General features: G+C 36.8%; 17 protein-coding genes, 1 pseudogene and 1 riboswitch. Of the genes and pseudogenes, 12 read left to right on the forward strand and 6 right to left on the reverse strand.

The window, feature by feature from the left end; translation table 11 throughout:
* The 5 genes and pseudogenes from AC1DCY_RS25010 to AC1DCY_RS25030 all read left to right on the forward strand — a co-directional run.
* Nucleotides 1-138, forward strand: a pseudogene (locus AC1DCY_RS25010) (IS30 family transposase); the annotation flags it as partial.
* Between the two features lie 147 nt (nt 139-285).
* Nucleotides 286-477, forward strand: a riboswitch (cobalamin riboswitch).
* A 30-nt stretch (nt 478-507) separates the two neighbouring features.
* Nucleotides 508-630 (forward strand): hypothetical protein, encoded by a 123-nt coding sequence (locus AC1DCY_RS25015; RefSeq protein WP_477354764.1) that lies wholly within the window; start codon nt 508-510, stop codon nt 628-630.
* A gap of 61 nt (nt 631-691) precedes the next feature.
* A complete protein-coding gene (locus AC1DCY_RS25020) occupies nt 692-874 on the forward strand; it encodes a hypothetical protein (protein WP_477354767.1) in 183 nt (60 codons plus the stop codon).
* A gap of 237 nt (nt 875-1,111) precedes the next feature.
* Nucleotides 1,112-1,549: a hypothetical protein gene (locus AC1DCY_RS25025; protein ID WP_477354770.1), complete on the forward strand. Its 438-nt coding sequence runs from the start codon at nt 1,112-1,114 to the stop codon at nt 1,547-1,549.
* Nucleotides 1,550-1,854: 305 nt separating this feature from the next.
* Nucleotides 1,855-3,213: a PepSY-associated TM helix domain-containing protein gene (locus tag AC1DCY_RS25030; protein ID WP_477354772.1), complete on the forward strand. Its 1,359-nt coding sequence runs from the start codon at nt 1,855-1,857 to the stop codon at nt 3,211-3,213.
* A 58-nt stretch (nt 3,214-3,271) separates the two neighbouring features.
* On the opposite strand, the gene AC1DCY_RS25035 is transcribed toward AC1DCY_RS25030, so the two are convergent.
* The 3 genes from AC1DCY_RS25035 to AC1DCY_RS25045 all read right to left on the reverse strand — a co-directional run bounded on the left by AC1DCY_RS25035 (nt 3,272) and on the right by AC1DCY_RS25045 (nt 6,136).
* Nucleotides 3,272-3,877 (reverse strand): response regulator transcription factor, encoded by a 606-nt coding sequence (locus AC1DCY_RS25035; RefSeq protein WP_477354775.1) that lies wholly within the window; start codon nt 3,875-3,877, stop codon nt 3,272-3,274.
* Complete coding sequence (locus tag AC1DCY_RS25040) at nt 3,874-4,872, reverse strand: sensor histidine kinase (protein ID WP_477354779.1); 999 nt, start codon at nt 4,870-4,872, stop codon at nt 3,874-3,876. Before AC1DCY_RS25040 ends, AC1DCY_RS25035 begins: the two co-directional genes overlap by 4 nt.
* A 130-nt stretch (nt 4,873-5,002) precedes the next feature.
* On the reverse strand, nt 5,003-6,136 hold the full coding sequence (locus AC1DCY_RS25045; protein ID WP_477354782.1) for a DUF418 domain-containing protein: 1,134 nt from the start codon (nt 6,134-6,136) through the stop codon (nt 5,003-5,005).
* 437 nt (nt 6,137-6,573) lie between these two features.
* Between AC1DCY_RS25045 and AC1DCY_RS25050 the strand changes: the two genes are divergently transcribed.
* The 3 genes from AC1DCY_RS25050 to AC1DCY_RS25060 all read left to right on the forward strand — a co-directional run bounded on the left by AC1DCY_RS25050 (nt 6,574) and on the right by AC1DCY_RS25060 (nt 8,600).
* Nucleotides 6,574-7,044 (forward strand): hypothetical protein, encoded by a 471-nt coding sequence (locus AC1DCY_RS25050; RefSeq protein WP_477354785.1) that lies wholly within the window; start codon nt 6,574-6,576, stop codon nt 7,042-7,044.
* Between the two features lie 218 nt (nt 7,045-7,262).
* Nucleotides 7,263-7,979 carry an MBL fold metallo-hydrolase gene (locus tag AC1DCY_RS25055; RefSeq protein ID WP_477354788.1) on the forward strand — a complete coding sequence of 239 codons (717 nt, stop codon included), beginning with the start codon at nt 7,263-7,265 and terminating at the stop codon, nt 7,977-7,979.
* A 12-nt stretch (nt 7,980-7,991) separates the two neighbouring features.
* Complete coding sequence (locus AC1DCY_RS25060) at nt 7,992-8,600, forward strand: TetR/AcrR family transcriptional regulator (protein ID WP_477354791.1); 609 nt, start codon at nt 7,992-7,994, stop codon at nt 8,598-8,600.
* A 157-nt stretch (nt 8,601-8,757) separates the two neighbouring features.
* Here AC1DCY_RS25060 and AC1DCY_RS25065 read toward each other — a convergent pair whose 3' ends face one another.
* Nucleotides 8,758-9,504, reverse strand: coding sequence for a class I SAM-dependent methyltransferase (locus tag AC1DCY_RS25065; protein ID WP_477354810.1), 747 nt, complete (start codon nt 9,502-9,504; stop codon nt 8,758-8,760).
* A gap of 559 nt (nt 9,505-10,063) precedes the next feature.
* Nucleotides 10,064-11,104, reverse strand: coding sequence for an NAD(P)/FAD-dependent oxidoreductase (locus tag AC1DCY_RS25070; protein WP_477354794.1), 1,041 nt, complete (start codon nt 11,102-11,104; stop codon nt 10,064-10,066).
* A 148-nt stretch (nt 11,105-11,252) separates the two neighbouring features.
* Here AC1DCY_RS25070 and AC1DCY_RS25075 point away from each other — a divergent pair, with 148 nt between their 5' ends.
* The 4 genes from AC1DCY_RS25075 to AC1DCY_RS25090 are packed head-to-tail and all read left to right on the forward strand — an operon-like array spanning nt 11,253 to nt 15,000.
* Complete coding sequence (locus AC1DCY_RS25075; protein ID WP_370044836.1) at nt 11,253-12,041, forward strand: ABC transporter ATP-binding protein; 789 nt, start codon at nt 11,253-11,255, stop codon at nt 12,039-12,041.
* Nucleotides 12,042-12,055: 14 nt separating this feature from the next.
* Nucleotides 12,056-12,973 (forward strand): iron-hydroxamate ABC transporter substrate-binding protein, encoded by a 918-nt coding sequence (locus AC1DCY_RS25080; RefSeq protein ID WP_477354798.1) that lies wholly within the window; start codon nt 12,056-12,058, stop codon nt 12,971-12,973.
* Nucleotides 12,974-12,998: 25 nt separating this feature from the next.
* Complete coding sequence (locus AC1DCY_RS25085; RefSeq protein ID WP_477354801.1) at nt 12,999-14,000, forward strand: FecCD family ABC transporter permease; 1,002 nt, start codon at nt 12,999-13,001, stop codon at nt 13,998-14,000.
* On the forward strand, nt 13,993-15,000 hold the full coding sequence (locus tag AC1DCY_RS25090) for a FecCD family ABC transporter permease (protein ID WP_477354804.1): 1,008 nt from the start codon (nt 13,993-13,995) through the stop codon (nt 14,998-15,000). The genes AC1DCY_RS25085 and AC1DCY_RS25090 overlap by 8 nt, the downstream gene beginning before the upstream one ends.
* 699 nt (nt 15,001-15,699) lie before the next feature.
* On the opposite strand, the gene AC1DCY_RS25095 is transcribed toward AC1DCY_RS25090, so the two are convergent.
* Nucleotides 15,700-16,103 (reverse strand): hypothetical protein (locus tag AC1DCY_RS25095; RefSeq protein WP_477354807.1); only part of this gene is annotated, 404 nt, incomplete at its 5' end.

A 16,103-nucleotide genomic window follows, 5' to 3' on the forward strand; every position in this document is an offset into this window, starting at 1 on the left:
AAGCAAACAAATTTCGAAGAAGTATCACCAGAAGAACTAACAGAATCATTAAACTATATCAACAACCGACCAAGAAAATGTCTTGGTTGGAAAACTGCAAACGAGGCTTTTAATGAGCAATTGTTGCACTTAATTTGACAAATCATCTTGTAAAAAAACGAAAAAGTATAACAAGTTCACTAAAATGGCTGAATTGACTGTGAAAATTGACTCCATTACAATAGATATTAGTAATCTATTAGGATAGTGTCACTGTAAACAAACCATTATGGTATAATAATAAAAACGGAATAATAAGATAGAGGTACAAATCATAAATTCGATTTGTTTAAAAGGGAAGATCGGTGCAAATCCGACGCTGTCCCGCAACTGTAAATGTGAGCACGTTTCAAAAGACCACTGTTACGACATTGTAATGGGAAGGTGAAAAGTGTGATGAACATAAGCCAGGAGACCTGCCTTTATCTAGTACAACCAAAAAACCTACGAGGATAGGGGGTGTTGAGTGTGACTAGAGAAATTCTCCTGCATGCTCATAGTACGATGATTGCTAAAAAGGTAGCTTCTATTGCAAATAGAAAGCTTTTTTCGCCATGTCAATCACCGTATTATGTCGTGTATTTGTCATAGTAGGCATCTTCCTGATGAAGGAAAGATGTTTTTTTATGCTAAAATTGAAGGAGTGTTACACATGAATCCACAAGTAATTGAGTATTATGAAAGTCTGTTAAAATTTGAAATCATGGAAAAGCAGTATACAAGTACTTCTCAAACATTATGGGAGCTAGTTGAACAGTATGTAGGGCAAGATGCTGTTCATAAAAATGATATTTTAACAGCTTATACGAATGTAATGAAAGAACTAATTGGATAAAGTGAAGCTTTAATCAGTGGGGACGCATTATCCCCACTGATTATTAGTCTTCACCAATCGGGCTTTTACGGGCAGTTAACCTAGCACCAAACTTCTTCGCTTTTGCCTAATTTAAAGTCTTTTCATTCGATTTAACAACCTTTTTTTAAAAGTTTTATTTATTAAATTAACACTCATTATACCCGCCCCTTAATATCCAAAATTTGCTATAATTCAATTATTAAAGAGGGGGTCTATATGAAAAAATTTATAATTATATTGCCTTTACTCATAATCATTATTGTTGTTGCTTTTTTTATTGCAATGAAACACAAAMACGACTCTGCAACAGATGTATTAGAAAACGTTGATTTTAATGCAGAAAATCCAACTGTAACCATCTTTAGTATAGATACGGACAAAAAAGAAATAATTACGGAAATTGAAATTCCAGAAAAAACGCAACAAGAACTTATAAAGGCTTTTCAAAAAGCAAAATTTAAAAAAACAACCATAAACGCCACTGAGTATGATTACCGAATCACCATTACATTAAATGCGGGTTATGCAATGTTCCTTGATTCAGATAAAAAATCACTAACTATCATTAGTACCCACCCAGACATTCCCGACAAAGACTATGCCATCGTAAACGATAACGATTTTTTTAGTATTTTAGAAAAAGCAACAAAATAAGAGGCACTTACAAATTCAGTAAATGCCTTTGTATTATTGAATCGCTACATCTCCGCCAGATGTTAGACTGATGAAACCTGTTGCTACAGAAGCCACTGTTTTTGCTAAGAAGTAAAAGGCTACTTAATGTTCACCCCTTTACGGGACATTAAGTAGCCTTTTTCTATGAAAACAAGCTTTTAATCTAATTAACTCAATAGGAATACATTTATTTGTCATAAAAAAAACTCTAGGACTTCATACTTATTTCACTTTTTAACTATATAATAATTTTGCGCTTATTATTATAGATTGGAGATTTAGACATGAAGAACACGCTTTATCAGAGCTTTTGGCGAACGCACTTTTATGCCGCATTATTTATTACTCCACTTCTTATTTCGCTAACATTAAGTGGTATAGGTTTTTTATTTTATACCAATGTTGAAAATCAGTTATATGATAAATACTTTTTTGGTGAAAGTGGAAAAACCGAGGTACAATCAATTGATGATGCTGTTAAACTTGCAGAAGAATCATATGCTGGCTATAAAACAAATAAAATTATAGAGTTAGAAGAGCCTTACAATACTCGTTTATCGATGAAGAATGCAGATGGCAAAGAGAAATATGTGTTTTTAGATGATCATAACCAAATTATCGGTGGTCAAGATGCTGATTACACATTTGCAAATATTATGAGAAATGCCCATAGTTCCTTATTTATTGGGGGAACGTTTGTCAATTATTTAGTAGAATTAGCTGCATGCTGGGCTGTTTTTTTACTGCTTTCAGGCATTTACATGACGTTTAAAGCAAAAATACTAAAGAAAACAAAGCAGACAAACAAACGTCAAAAGAGTAGAAAGTTTCATGCTCTTGTTGGGACAATTATTACGATTCCAATGCTTGTTATTATTTTCACAGGTTTACCATGGTCTGCGTTTATGGGGAAATATATTTATCAAGCTTCACAAGATCATCCTTCTTTCGGTACGCCGTTATTGCAGCAACAGCCACCTACATCTGATATCAGTGAGATTCCTTGGGCTACTCGCCAAGAAACCCCTCCAACGTCAGATTCAGGACATGCAGCACATCACGGTATGGGAGCCAATACGCTCTGTGCTGCTAACCCTTACCAACTAAGCGTAGAAAAGCTACAACATGAAATTGATGCAATGAATATATCAAAACCTTACGCGATTATTTATCCTACTAGTGAAGTCGGTGTCTATACAGTTGCAAAATCTAGTAATACTGGTGTCACAGGTCTTGATGTTAGTCCGTATGATGAAACAACTATGTATTTTGATCAGTATAGCGGAAAATATATAGACAAGGTTGGATATGAGGACTATGGCATTCTTGCTAAATGGTTCACGTGGGGAATTCCTTTGCATGAAGGTCACTTGTTTGGCTGGCCAAATAAATTAATCAATTTACTAGTATGTCTAGCATTTTTAGTAGTTATTGTTTGGGGAGTTAGAACATGGCTATTACGAAAAAAACAAGGTATGCTATCTGCACCACCTAAAATTTCTCAAAAGGTATCCATTCCTTTTATCATTTTCATGATTATTTTAGGGATACTGATGCCACTATTTGGGCTTTCATTAATTGCTGTCGTACTCGTTGAAATAATTATAAATTTAGTGTCTAAAAATAAAAAAGAAGTCGATTAAAATGCTAAGCGATACTGTATCCTTTATAGATAAGGAATACAGTATCGCTTTTCTTTTTCTAAAGCCACCCTTTATCACTGGCGACTTGAACAGCTTGTTGTCTAGACTCGACATGGAGTTTTTGTATAGAGGTAGATAAATAGTTACGAATAGTGCCTTTCGTTAAAAATAATTTTTTACTAATCTCATTTGTTGTGAGTCCTTCTTTTACAAGCTGCAGTACAGCAATTTCACGTTCGTTTAGTGGATTCTGTTCTTTCATAAACAACGTAGCAGCTAAATCTCTACTTACTACTTTTTCACCATTCATCACTTTTCTTATTGTTTCAATTAAATAGTCGATCGGTTCATCTTTTAATAAATAACCATGAACCTCACAATCCATCGCTTTCTGTAAATAACCAGGGCGTGCAAAGGTAGTGACAATCATCACCTTGCACGGTAAATTTGCCTGTCTTATTTTTTCAGCAAGCTCAAGACCAGTAAGATTTGGCATTTCGATGTCCAATACGCAAACATCGGGTAGCTCTTGTTGAATATATTCCCACGCTGTTTGACCATCTGAAACTTCCGCGATCACTTTTATATCAGGCTCAAACGACAACAAGGAGGACAAGGCGCCACGTAACATTTGTTGATCCTCTGCTAGTAATACTCTAATCATGTAGTTGGCTCCTTTTTATAGTGTTGGTTAGGCAGTGTTAAGGTCACAATCGTTCCGCCTGTCGGTAAATTGTCAATGGAAGCATTTCCTTGAAGGGCGTTCATTCGTTCTTTCATCGATGATAGTCCATTTCCATGCCCTTGGTTATGTAAGCCAACACCATCGTCCACAACGTTTATCTTTAAATTCCCATTTAAATAGTTGATAGCTATTTGGCATTTTTTTGCTTGACTATGTTTAATAATATTAGTAGTTGCTTCCCGAAGACATAAGGACAGCATCGTTTCTTCCACACTAGCTAGTAGCAGCATTGGACAGTTATTTTTGATTTTTATGGAAATATCCATTGTTTGTAAATGTTGCTTACAATGTATAAGCTCACTTTCTAACGAAATAAAATTCATATCGGAGACTAATTCTCTTACTTGCTTTAGTGCTGTTCGTGTTGTTGCTAAAATATCATTTAGCTCATCTTTAACACGCATTGTATCTTTATCGACTAATTTTGAGGTTAGTTCGGTTTTTATTTTAATCATTGTCAATGTATGACCGAGCGTATCGTGGAGGTCTCTCGCGATACGCTGTCTTTCTTCTTGCTGAACAAGCTGTGTATTTACCACTATTAATTCCGATTGTAATTTTTTGGATTTTTCAACGTAGTAAATTAACATTGGAAATAGTAGCTGAATAATCATAATGGGTATTAAAACTTCGGTTTCTAATTTCAGAGATGCTCCTGATTCAAACCAAATAACTATAAAAAACATAAAGGCAATGGCAATCATTCCTATAGCAATATGCCATTTCTTTTTAGCTCTCCCAATTAAATCAGCAAATGTAAAGCCAAATAATAACATGGTAGATCCTTCATAAATACCCAGTATGATAATAAGCGTAAAGCCTAGTAAAGAAGCTAACAGTAAACGCCAATCTTTAAACCATAAAGCAATATAGAAGGCTACTAAAAATAACATAAGGATAATTATTTTAGCCATTAATGGTAATGCAGAGTTCGAACTTAAAACCATAGTAAATAAAAAAACTAGCGATACAACATCGATAATTAAATAGCGTTTTGCCTGGTCCCTTGGATAAATCTTTATAGTTCACACCAACCCTTGACGATTATTTCTGTGTGACACTTTGAATGGCATGTTTCCGAATCCATTCCATTGGTCCAACATGAAAATGCTTGATACAAATATGTGCAATGAAAAGTTGTAGAAGGGAGAGGGTTAGCCAAATGCTGATAACTTCAATACTATTCAATTTTCCACCTAAACCTAAGCCCCAACCATAGAAAATAATAGATGCAATAATATTTTGCAGCACATAGCAACTTAAAGACATTTTTCCAATCTCGCCAAATCTTTTCCATAACCAATCAAGCTTCTTATATTCTATCATTTTACCTAAAATACCAATATAGCCAATAGATAGAATTGGTGCGAATAAATAACGAACAGGTATATCAAATGCTCCACCGGGAATAAAGATTAGAAGGTTTAGAGGTACTCCAATAAAAATACCGATTTTAAATAGTTTTTGACGCGCCTGACGTCCTTTGTCATCTTGTAAAAATACACCATTCCGCATCAGCTTAACGCCAAGTAAAAATAAAAAGATATTCATTGGAATAATAAAAATTGCTTCAGTTCTATAATAAAGAAAATGTGTTAAACGATATTGTACTTGCTCAAACCAAGTGCCATTTTCATAAAGACTAACGACTGGATCGAGTCCAGCAATGGAAACATTAGTGGCACCCTGCAATGTGCCGACTAAAATCAATAGAATCATTAGTGCATGGAAACTACCAAAAACGTATAACGCACGTTTAATCGCTTTATCACCAAATTTAACGATAAAGGCAACGATGACGGCTGTCACAGCATAGCTCATTAAAATATCATATTCCATGACTAAGGTGAAGTGAATCAGACCTTCCATAAGTAAAAAAACTATCGTCCAAATATACATTCCAGGCCAAGCATTTCCTTTTCGCAAGGCTTGCTGATATTTTAATTCTAGACCTACACCAAACATGATTGTTAATAAACCAAGGAGTTTACCGTTTACTAAAAAAAGGACTGACATTCGTAAAAAGTCGTTTAATGACCACCAACCTGAATAACTACTCGTTGTGATATACGAAATATCTCCAAGATAAGCAAAAATCCAAATATTCGTACCAAGTGTCCCTAATACAGCAAAGCCTCGTAACATATCGATTAGGGGCAATCTTTGTTGAACTTTCATTATGAATCACTCTTTCTTTGTTTTCTTACAATAATGATAAGAAAACGAAAGGGAAAAATATATTCACACCAGTCAAAGGTTCTTCATGACAGGTGTCATTTTATGGTGTATCAGGTAACAAAAACTAGCGGTGATTTGGCATAAAAAAGCACTTATCTTAAATTAACGGGTTCGGTTGAAGGGTGCAAAAATATAAATAACAATTTAATTGGGAGTTCAATTCGCATACGAATTGGACTCTTCTCATTTGTTGCTATATAATGATTTTCGTCTTTTTAACAAGTTGATTAGCATTGAAACTAACAATACAATTAGCAACAGTCTGTTGGTCAACAGACAACATTCTCAAAATAAATGACATCATCTATATGCAGTAACTGAAGAGTCTCCTCTTCAGTTACTTTGACTAAAACTTGTTAAACGGGAGGAACATTTATTTGAAAAAGTTTCGTGGGAAAAAGCGTTATTTCCGTAACTTATGGCGGGAGACAAAAGCCGAACGGTATGATTTAGACTTTGGAAACAAAGGTTGGTTTGATTTATGGCACACCCATCTTGATTTTTACGGGTTTGGGAATAATAGTTTGAAAATAAGAAGAGAACATATAAAAGCAAATATAGCTTTATTTTATTGTTTATTAGAAGAGCTCCAAACACTCGGAAAATCATATCATTCGTGGATTGAAATAGTTGACGAGGATGCTGGTTTAGATGCTATCTATATACATACTCCTAATCCAAATGAGGACAATTTTCCACTTAAGATAGAAAATTCATACTGGAATTGCAATGTTCCAAAATATTTGAAGGATTTAATTGACCTAAAAGAATTTAATGTAGGACACTATAAGTGGAACTCATATAACACCTACATAATTCAGTCCAAAAATAACGGGCTTGAATTATAAATTTACTAATAGTATTTTAAAGCGAATAAGATAAAAAAGCAGCCGAGAGAAATCGACTGCTTTTTTTGTGTGAATTGCCACGAGAATCTGGCTGTGAATTGATGTTTTGCACCTTTCAACTTTTTCATTCTATTTTTTAAAAATTAAATATTGCGAAAACTAATAGTATTAGTTAAAATATAAATACAATTAGTTAACAAAGGGGATTTGATTTTAAAATGAAAATTACGAAGATTGGTACAGTGTTTCAATTGTCATTTATGCCAAGGATTTTTCCTGTTAATTGTTATATTGTAGAAGAAGAAAACGAACTTACACTTATCGATGCAGCATTACCATATAGTGCAAAAAGTATAATAAAAGCGGCTGAAAGTATCGGTAAACCGATTACAAGAATCGTCATTACTCACGCACATAGTGATCATATAGGAGCGCTAGACACGTTAAAAGAATTATTGCCAGATAGTCAGGTATGCATTTCTTCCAGAGATGCTCTGTTATTGGAGGGAAATAGTACATTACTTCCAAATGAAAAAAACACACCAATCCGGGGAGGCATTCCAAAAAATATTAAAACTAAACCGGACTTATTACTTGAAGAAGGTGATCGTGTTGGTTCATTAGAAGTGATTGCAACTCCAGGTCATACACCTGGTTCGATCACTCTTTTTGACACGCGCAACAGAAGTGTAATCGCTGGTGATGCTCTCGTAACTAGAGGAAAACTAATAGTATCGGGAGTGATGAATCCGTTGTTTCCATTTCCTGCTCTAGCAACATGGGATAAAAGCACAGCTCTAATAAGCGCAAAAAAATTAAGGGATTTAAATCCTAGCTTACTTGCTGTGGGGCACGGAAAGATGTTGAAGCAACCACAGGAACTTTTGGACATAGCAATAGCCGAAGCAGAAAAAAATTTTAGACAATCAAAATAGGAAGTGAAAAAAATGTCCCGTCGAATGAAAATAGATATATCGATTATTTTACAAAAAGCAACGGAGCTAGTTGATGAACAAGGGTTGGACCAACTTTCAATTGGACTATTAGCGGAAAAATTAGAAATACGGCCACCTTCCTTGTATAACCATCTTGATGGGTTAAATGAATTGAAGCAGAAGTTAGCTATTCAAGGAGTAAAAAAATTACATGAATATATGCTTCAAGCTGCAGTAGGACGTTCAGGTGATGATGCCGTTCGTGCAATTAGTCAGGCATATATTCAATTTGTTAGAGAGCATCCGGGGCTGTATGATGCTAGCACTCGCTTTCCAGATACTAATGATCAAGAACTACAGCAAGCACAAGAAGCTGTCGTGCATCTTGTACTTCAAGTGCTAGATGCCTATAATTTGCAAGAAGAAATTGCGATTCATATGGTCAGAGGGTTACGAAGTATTCTACATGGATTCACTTCTATTGAACAAATGGGGGGATTTGGGATGCCACTTGATATCAATAAAAGCTTTTCAATCCTAATCAATACTTTTATTGAGGGCATTCATGCAGTGACGATTAATGAAGATAAATATATGCAAACGATAAAAGGGATGTTCTGAGTGGGGAAAAAGAAAGAAGCGGGAAATGACACAGAGGATTAATTTCCCGCTATAAATTGTTGAACAGAATTGATGTTGGAGTAGGAGATTTGTCACTGAACGAGTCTGCTGCTTTTTTCATTTACATAGCAGTTACGAAGTGAATAACATCCCCACACTATTTAGTACATGAATAAATTCTATAGTCTAAAACGCCTTCATATTTTAAGTTCATATCAAAATGTTTATCCATTACCTCATAAAGTTCAGGTGCAATATCCTTCGAGTAATGAAGTTCAGGAATGGAGAAGATTGATTTGTTTTTTTGTATACGAATATTTTTAAAACCAGCCTGGTTAAACAAAGCTACCCAATCTTTTTTCATTGAACAAGAATCAAATCCATAAAACTGTTTGATTTCCTTTTCAATTTTTTCTTCAAGTGGTTGATTAATAGTAAATTCAATGGCAATAAACCGACCGCCATTTTTTAATAAACGAAAAATTTCTTTAAGGGCATTAGGTTTATTGACAAAAGAAAGAACAGATTCAGAAATAATAAAGTCAAATGTATGATCAGGTAATGGTACTTGTTCTATAGAGCATTGAATTATTTTTACGGGTAAGTGATTTTTTTTCATTCTCTTTTTAGCCTTTGCGACCATTTCAGGATTGATATCAATACCAGTTACTTTTGCTTCATATGTCTCCGCCAAATAGGCAGAAGTTTGGCCTGTACCACACCCTACATCCAAAATACGGGATTTTTCGTTAATGCTCTCTACCTTGAATATTTCCTTTGTTAGATTAATGCCACCAGGATGCGCACCGCCAACGCCAAATTTGGACAGAAAATCTAGATATTTTGAATTTTGAATCGGAATCCCTTCTTTATTCGTATTTTTGTATAATATGAAATTAAAAATAGTATTGTTCCTGAGCTGTCATGAAGAACCTTTACAGAAGGGAAGGGGAGAATTAAAAATAGTTGGGCTTCAACATTTTTACAATACATATCTATATATTTTTTTAGCAACTCTCTCCGATAGTCTAAACCATAAAAAAATACAGACGTATACTAGTAAAAAGATATTTGATAGGGGGTGAATTGATGCCATTTTATCCACCGAATCCTAGAATGAGACCATTCCCACCAAGATATAGACAAGGTTTTGGCCCTCCTATTCAAGGTAGAAGGGGGCAACCTTTCTTTAACCATTATCAACAACCCCAAACTTCTAGATTTGGAAGATTACCACAGCATTTAAATACAATTATGGGCCACGCGGGAACAATAACAAATGGAGTTGGTATGTTAAGGCAAATGGGAGCATTTCTAAATTTCTTTAGATAGTTTATTTCGAAGGAACGTAAAGTCTGTCTTTATTAAAATTAGCAGGAGAGGCTTGAATGTAAATAGAACCCCTCTGAAGAGCTAAATTCTCTTAAGAGGGGTGAATAATCATTGTATCTAGTTTTTAATGCTTATTTAAGTTGCTTTTCAATAATAGAGCGATTTTTCTCTTTAAATACTTCATTATGTGATGACACGACCCCATGACGATAGGCAGTAGGCTCTAAATACGTTTTAATAGAGTTCACGGCATTGGCTGCATCCTGGAAAGTACCTAGAAGGAGATTAATTTTTCCTTCAAACGCTAAAATATCACCTGCTGCAAAAATACCAGCCTGCTCAGTTTCTCCCGTTGCTTTCCCTTCGAAATAGTAATCATCTTTTTTAGGAATGGTGATTGCTTGATCTAACTCTAATGATGCTTCGCGGTTATAGCCATGACTAACAATTACTTCATCGATTTGACGCGTATAGCTTTGCTTTGTTTTTGAGTTTTCACACGTCACTAATTGAATCGCTGTTTTGTCAGCATTAGCAGTCAATTTTGAAATAGTTGTATGGCATTCAATCTTTACGCCAGCATCTAAAGCCTCTTGTATTGTTGCTTCATGGGCAGATAACTTATCTTTACGATAAACTACAGTTACATTTTTAGCGATAGGACTAAGTTCAACTGCCCAGTCAATAGCCGCATTTCCGCCTCCTGAAATAATGATTTCCTTGTCCACAAAGTGTCGATAAGACTGCACAGTATAGTGTAAATTAGTCATTTCATATTTTTCTGCACCTTCTAGTGAAAGCTTTTGAGGGTTTATAATTCCACCACCAACTGCTAAAAGAACGGTTTTAGAATAATGTTTATCTCCTTGCGCAGTATGTAGAACAAAAATATCATCTTGGCGTTCGATAAAATCGACTTTTGTGCCTGTTAAAACGGTTGGATCAAAAGTTTTTGCCTGTGCAATTAACTGTTTTACAAATTGTTCGCCTAAAACAGGAGGGTGACCACCAATATCCCAAATTAGCTTTTCAGGATAAAGTAAAACTTTCCCACCAAGCTGTTGTTGACTCTCAATTAACTTCGTCTTCAATCCTCGTAAACCACTATAAAAGGCACTATATAGACCTGCAGGGCCACCACCAATAATAGTTACATCGTATATATGTTGCATTTATATCACCACATCCTTTGAAAATAATAAAAAAGTATTTGACAAAACTTTATAGGAAAACTAGACTAACTTTAGTGATAATGATTATCATTATCGATTAATCGTTATCATAGCATGGAAAGAAGTAAAAGGAAAGAGAGGTTATGTTGTGCGTTTACAAGTTGAATCGATTCGTATCGGCTATGAGGACAAAACGATTGTGCATGATTTATCGCTACAAATTCCAGACGGTAAAATAACGACCATTATTGGTTCCAATGGCTGTGGCAAATCAACACTTTTAAAGGCTATTACAAGAATTTTGAAGCATAAAAGTGGACAGGTCATATTAGACGGTCAAAATATTTCCGAGATGAACACAAAAGAATTGGCGAAAGAACTCGCCATCTTGCCACAAAGCCCGGAAAGTGCACATGGTTTAACAGTGGAAGAGCTTGTATCCTACGGTCGATTTCCATATCAAAAAGGCTTCGGTAATTTATCGCAAAAGGATAAAGAAATGATTGACTGGGCCTTAAAGGTAACTAAAACGGATGACTTTCGTCAGAACACGGTTGATGCCTTATCAGGTGGACAGCGTCAACGGGTGTGGATTGCGATGGCATTAGCGCAAGAGACCGATATTATTTTTTTAGATGAGCCAACAACGTATTTAGATATGGCCCATCAGTTAGAGGTTTTGGAATTACTTCACAAGCTTAACGAAGAAGAGGGTCGCACAATTGTTATGGTGCTACATGATTTAAATCAGGCAGCACGTTTTTCAGATTTTATCGTTGCGCTGTCAAAAGGAGAGCTTGTGAAGTTTGGTACTGCAGAGGAAGTCATGGTACCTGAAGTATTAGAAAAAGTGTTTAATATTGATGCAGTCATTGGTAAGGATCCGCGTACAGATAAACCAATGTGCATTACATATAACTTACTACAAACGGTGTAAAAGGAGATTTATTTATGAAAAAGTGGCTATTACCAATGTTTATGATGGTCGTACTAGTGCTTGCAGCGTGCGGCAATAAAGAAGAGAAGGCGGATGAGGGCTCTAAAGATAAAGCATCTGCAGAAACGATTACGTATCAATCAGAATCAGGTCCTATTGAAGTACCAGCTAATCCAAAACGTGTAGTTGTGTTATCTTCATTTGTTGGAGATTTGCTAAAGCTTGGCGTTAATGTTGTAGGTGTTGATTCTTGGGCTGCAGATAATCCAAACTTCCAAGATGATATTAAAGATGCAATAGTTGTTGAGAATACGGATATCGAAAAAATTATCGAGCTTGAACCAGATTTGATTATTGGTTTAAATGGTATTGAAAATGCGGATAAATTAGCAGAAATCGCACCAACCGTATTATTTACTTATGGTAAAGTAGATTATTTACAGCAATTTATTGAAATCGGTAAGGCTGTTAATAAAGAAAAAGAAGCAACTGATTGGGTAAAAGATTTTAAAGAGCGTGCTGCAGAAGCGGGTACTAAAATTAAAGAAAAAATCGGCGAAGATGCAACGGTTACTGTTGCAGAAATGTTCAATAAACAATTGTATGTTTATGGAGATAACTGGGGTCGTGGAACAGAAATTTTATATCAAGAAATGGGCTTGAAAATGCCTGAGAAAGTGAAGGAAGGTGCTTTAAAACCAGGTTATTTAGCCATTTCTCAAGAGGTATTAGGGGATTATGCGGGTGACTATGTGATTTTTAGTACATTTAAAGGTGAGAATAGCGCCATTAAAAATGCTGCATGGTTTAAAGATTTAGAGGCTGAGAAAAATGGTCATTTATTTGAAGTGAACGCCAACGAATTTTACTTTAATGACCCAATCACTTTAGATTATCAACTAGATTTCTTTGAAAAGAAATTTTTACAATAATTTCAGTAGAGAGTAGCGAAGGCAAATGACAAAGTTTCGACATTTCCCATTTTGGCTTCAAGTATTGCTTGTACTGATCTTATTAGCGGTGACAGTTACGCTCTCACTATGTGTCGGCGCGGCAAATACGAGTATTGAAGATGTCTATCAAGCAATTGTTGGACAAGACGGCGGTAAGCATTATTCTATTTTACGAGAAATTCGATTTCCACGAATTATTGCTGCTATTTTTGTAGGTAGTGCACTCGCAGTTGCTGGGGCTATTATGCAAGGGGTTACTAGAAATCCATTAGCAGATCCGGGACTTCTTGGCCTCACAGCAGGTGCGAATGCAGCGCTTGCATTGACGATGGCATTCATCCCAAATACGTCGTATTATATCTTTATTTTTGCATGTTTCGTAGGTGCAGGTGTAGGGATGATTGTTGTCTATGGTATTGGCGCTTCAACTAAGAATGGCTTTTCTCCATTAAAGTTAGTCTTAGCTGGAGCAGCTGTTTCCGCTTTATTACAAGCAATAGCAGATGGTACGGGAATATTATTTAAAATTTCAAAAGATGTTTCGATGTGGACGAGTGGTGGTTTAATTGGCACTACATGGCAAGCTTTAATAATTGTTCCTGTTATTTTAATAGGATTAGTGATAGCGTTTGTGTTTAGTCGTCAGCTAACCATTTTAAGTTTAAATGAAGAAGTAGCCGTTGGGTTAGGGCAAAATACAACAGTTATTAAAGGAATTATGATGTTTGTCGTTGTAGTTCTTGCAGGCTCCGCAGTTGCGCTAGTAGGTAATTTAGCATTTGTTGGTTTAATGGTGCCACACATTGTCCGCGCCATTGTTGGGACAGACTATCGATTCGTCTTACCGATGAGTGCCATTATCGGTGGGTGGTTGATGGTGACTGCGGATTTTGCAGGTAGAATGATTAATGCTCCATATGAAACGCCGGTAGTTGCAATTATTTCAATAATTGGCCTTCCGTTTTTCTTACTTCTTGTTCGAAAGGGAGGTCGTCAAATTGTTTAATGTCGGACGAAAAAAACAACGTAGATGGTTAATGGCTTGGATACTATTAACCATAGTTATTTTTGTAATGGGTATTTCAATGGGAGCAGCTTCGGTTTCGATTGATCGTATAATACCAATTCTAATGGGAGACGGTAGCTTCAAAGAATCATTCGTATTGTTTTCTGTGCGTTTACCAAGATTGTTTGTGCTAGCAGCTGCAGGGATGGCGTTAGCATTAGCTGGTGCGGTTTTGCAAGGAGTGACCCGTAATGACTTAGCTGACCCCGGTATTATTGGGATTAATGCAGGTGCAGGTGTTGGGATTACGCTTTTTTATCTCCTTGTTAATGGAGATTTACCTAACTTTGCGTATGTGTTACCACTTGTAGGATTTTGTAGCGCTTTATTAACGGCATTCTGCATTTACTTTTTCTCCTATAAGCGCAATAAAGGTGTGCAGCCGGTCCAGCTCATTTTAGTCGGAGTAGGTGTAGCATCTGCTTTATCGGGTGTAATGATAATGTTAATTTCCTCCGCTGAGCGTAGCGATGTGCAATTTATTTCGCAATGGCTTGCCGGCAATATATGGGGAACAGATTGGCCATTTTTCTGGGCTTTATTACCTTGGCTTGTGCTTGGCATTCCATTTATTTTTTATAAAGCAAATGTGTTAAATGTACTGGCGATGACAGAACAAACGGCGGTTGGCTTAGGGTTAAATATCGAACGAGAGCGTCTGCAATTATTAGTTGTCTCCGTAGCATTAGCAGCAGCAGCTGTATCGGTCACAGGAGGCATTGCCTTTATCGGTCTAATGGCTCCACATATTGCAAAACAGCTTGTCGGACCGCGCTTCCAATTCTTTTTACCCCTCACATTGTTTATCGGTGCAAGCTTACTAATGCTAGCGGATACGATTGGCCGTGTAGCTATCTCAAGTGCGACAGTGCCAGCAGGTATTGTCGTAGCATGTATCGGCGCACCCTATTTTTTATATTTACTACGAAAAAACGACTGAATGGCATTGGCTGTTCAGTTTTTTTTTTGCGAGTGCTCTGTATGACGACGAATGGGGATAGCGCGCTCAAAATCGTGGGTAGAAAGTGGAGAAAGCTTGATAGCGCGCTCAAAGTGGTAGATAGATGAGAAAGGTGGATAGAGCTCGCTCAAAGTCTTGGGTAGAAAGTGAGAAAGGTGGATAGCCGGCTCAACAATCGTGGATAGAAAGGCGAGAAAGGTGGATAGCTGGCTCAAAATCGTGGATAGAAAGGAGAGAAAGGTGGATAGCTGGCTCAAAATCGTGGATAGAAAGTGAAGAAAGSTGGATAGCTCGCTCAAAGTCGTGGGTAGATAGATGAGAAAGGTGGATAGAGTCGCTCAAAGTTGTGGGTAGAAAGCCGAGAAAAATGGATAGCCCGCCCAAAATCGTGGATAGAAAGGAGAGAAAGGTGGATAGAGCTCGCTCAAAGTCGTGGATAGRAAGGCGAGAAAAATGGATAGCCSGCYCAAAATCGTGGATAGAAAGGCGAGAAAGGTAGATAGGCAGCTCAAAAGCGTGGATAGAAAGTGAAGAAAGCTGGATAGCGCGCGCTCAAAGTCGTGGGTAGAAAGCCGAGAAAAATGGATAGCCCGCCCAAAATCGTGGATAGAAAGGCGAGAAAGGTGGATAGCTGGCTCAAAATCGTGGATAGAAAGTGAAGAAAGGTGGATAGCGCGCTCAAAGTCGTGGGTAGAAAGATGAGAAAGGTGGATAGAGCTCGCTCAAAGTCGTGGATAGGAAGCCGAGAAGGGTGGATAGGCTGCTCAAAATCGTGGATAGAAAGGAGAGAAAGCTGGATAGCTGAGTCAAAATCGTGGATAGAAAGTGAAGAAAGGTGGATAGAGTTCGCTCAAAGTCGTGGGTAGAAAGCCGAGAAAAATGGATAGCCCGCCCAAAATCGTGGGTAGAAAGGCGAGAAAGGTGGATAGCCGGCTCAAAATCGTGGATAGAAAGTGAAGAAAGCTGGATAGCTCGCTCAAAGTCGTGGGTAGATAGATGAGAAAGGTGGATAGAGTCGCTCAAAGTTGTGGGTAGAAAGCCGAGAAAAATGGATAGCCCGCCCAAAATCGTGGATAGAAAGG

Source organism: Lysinibacillus sp. 10T31 (assembly GCF_056394365.1).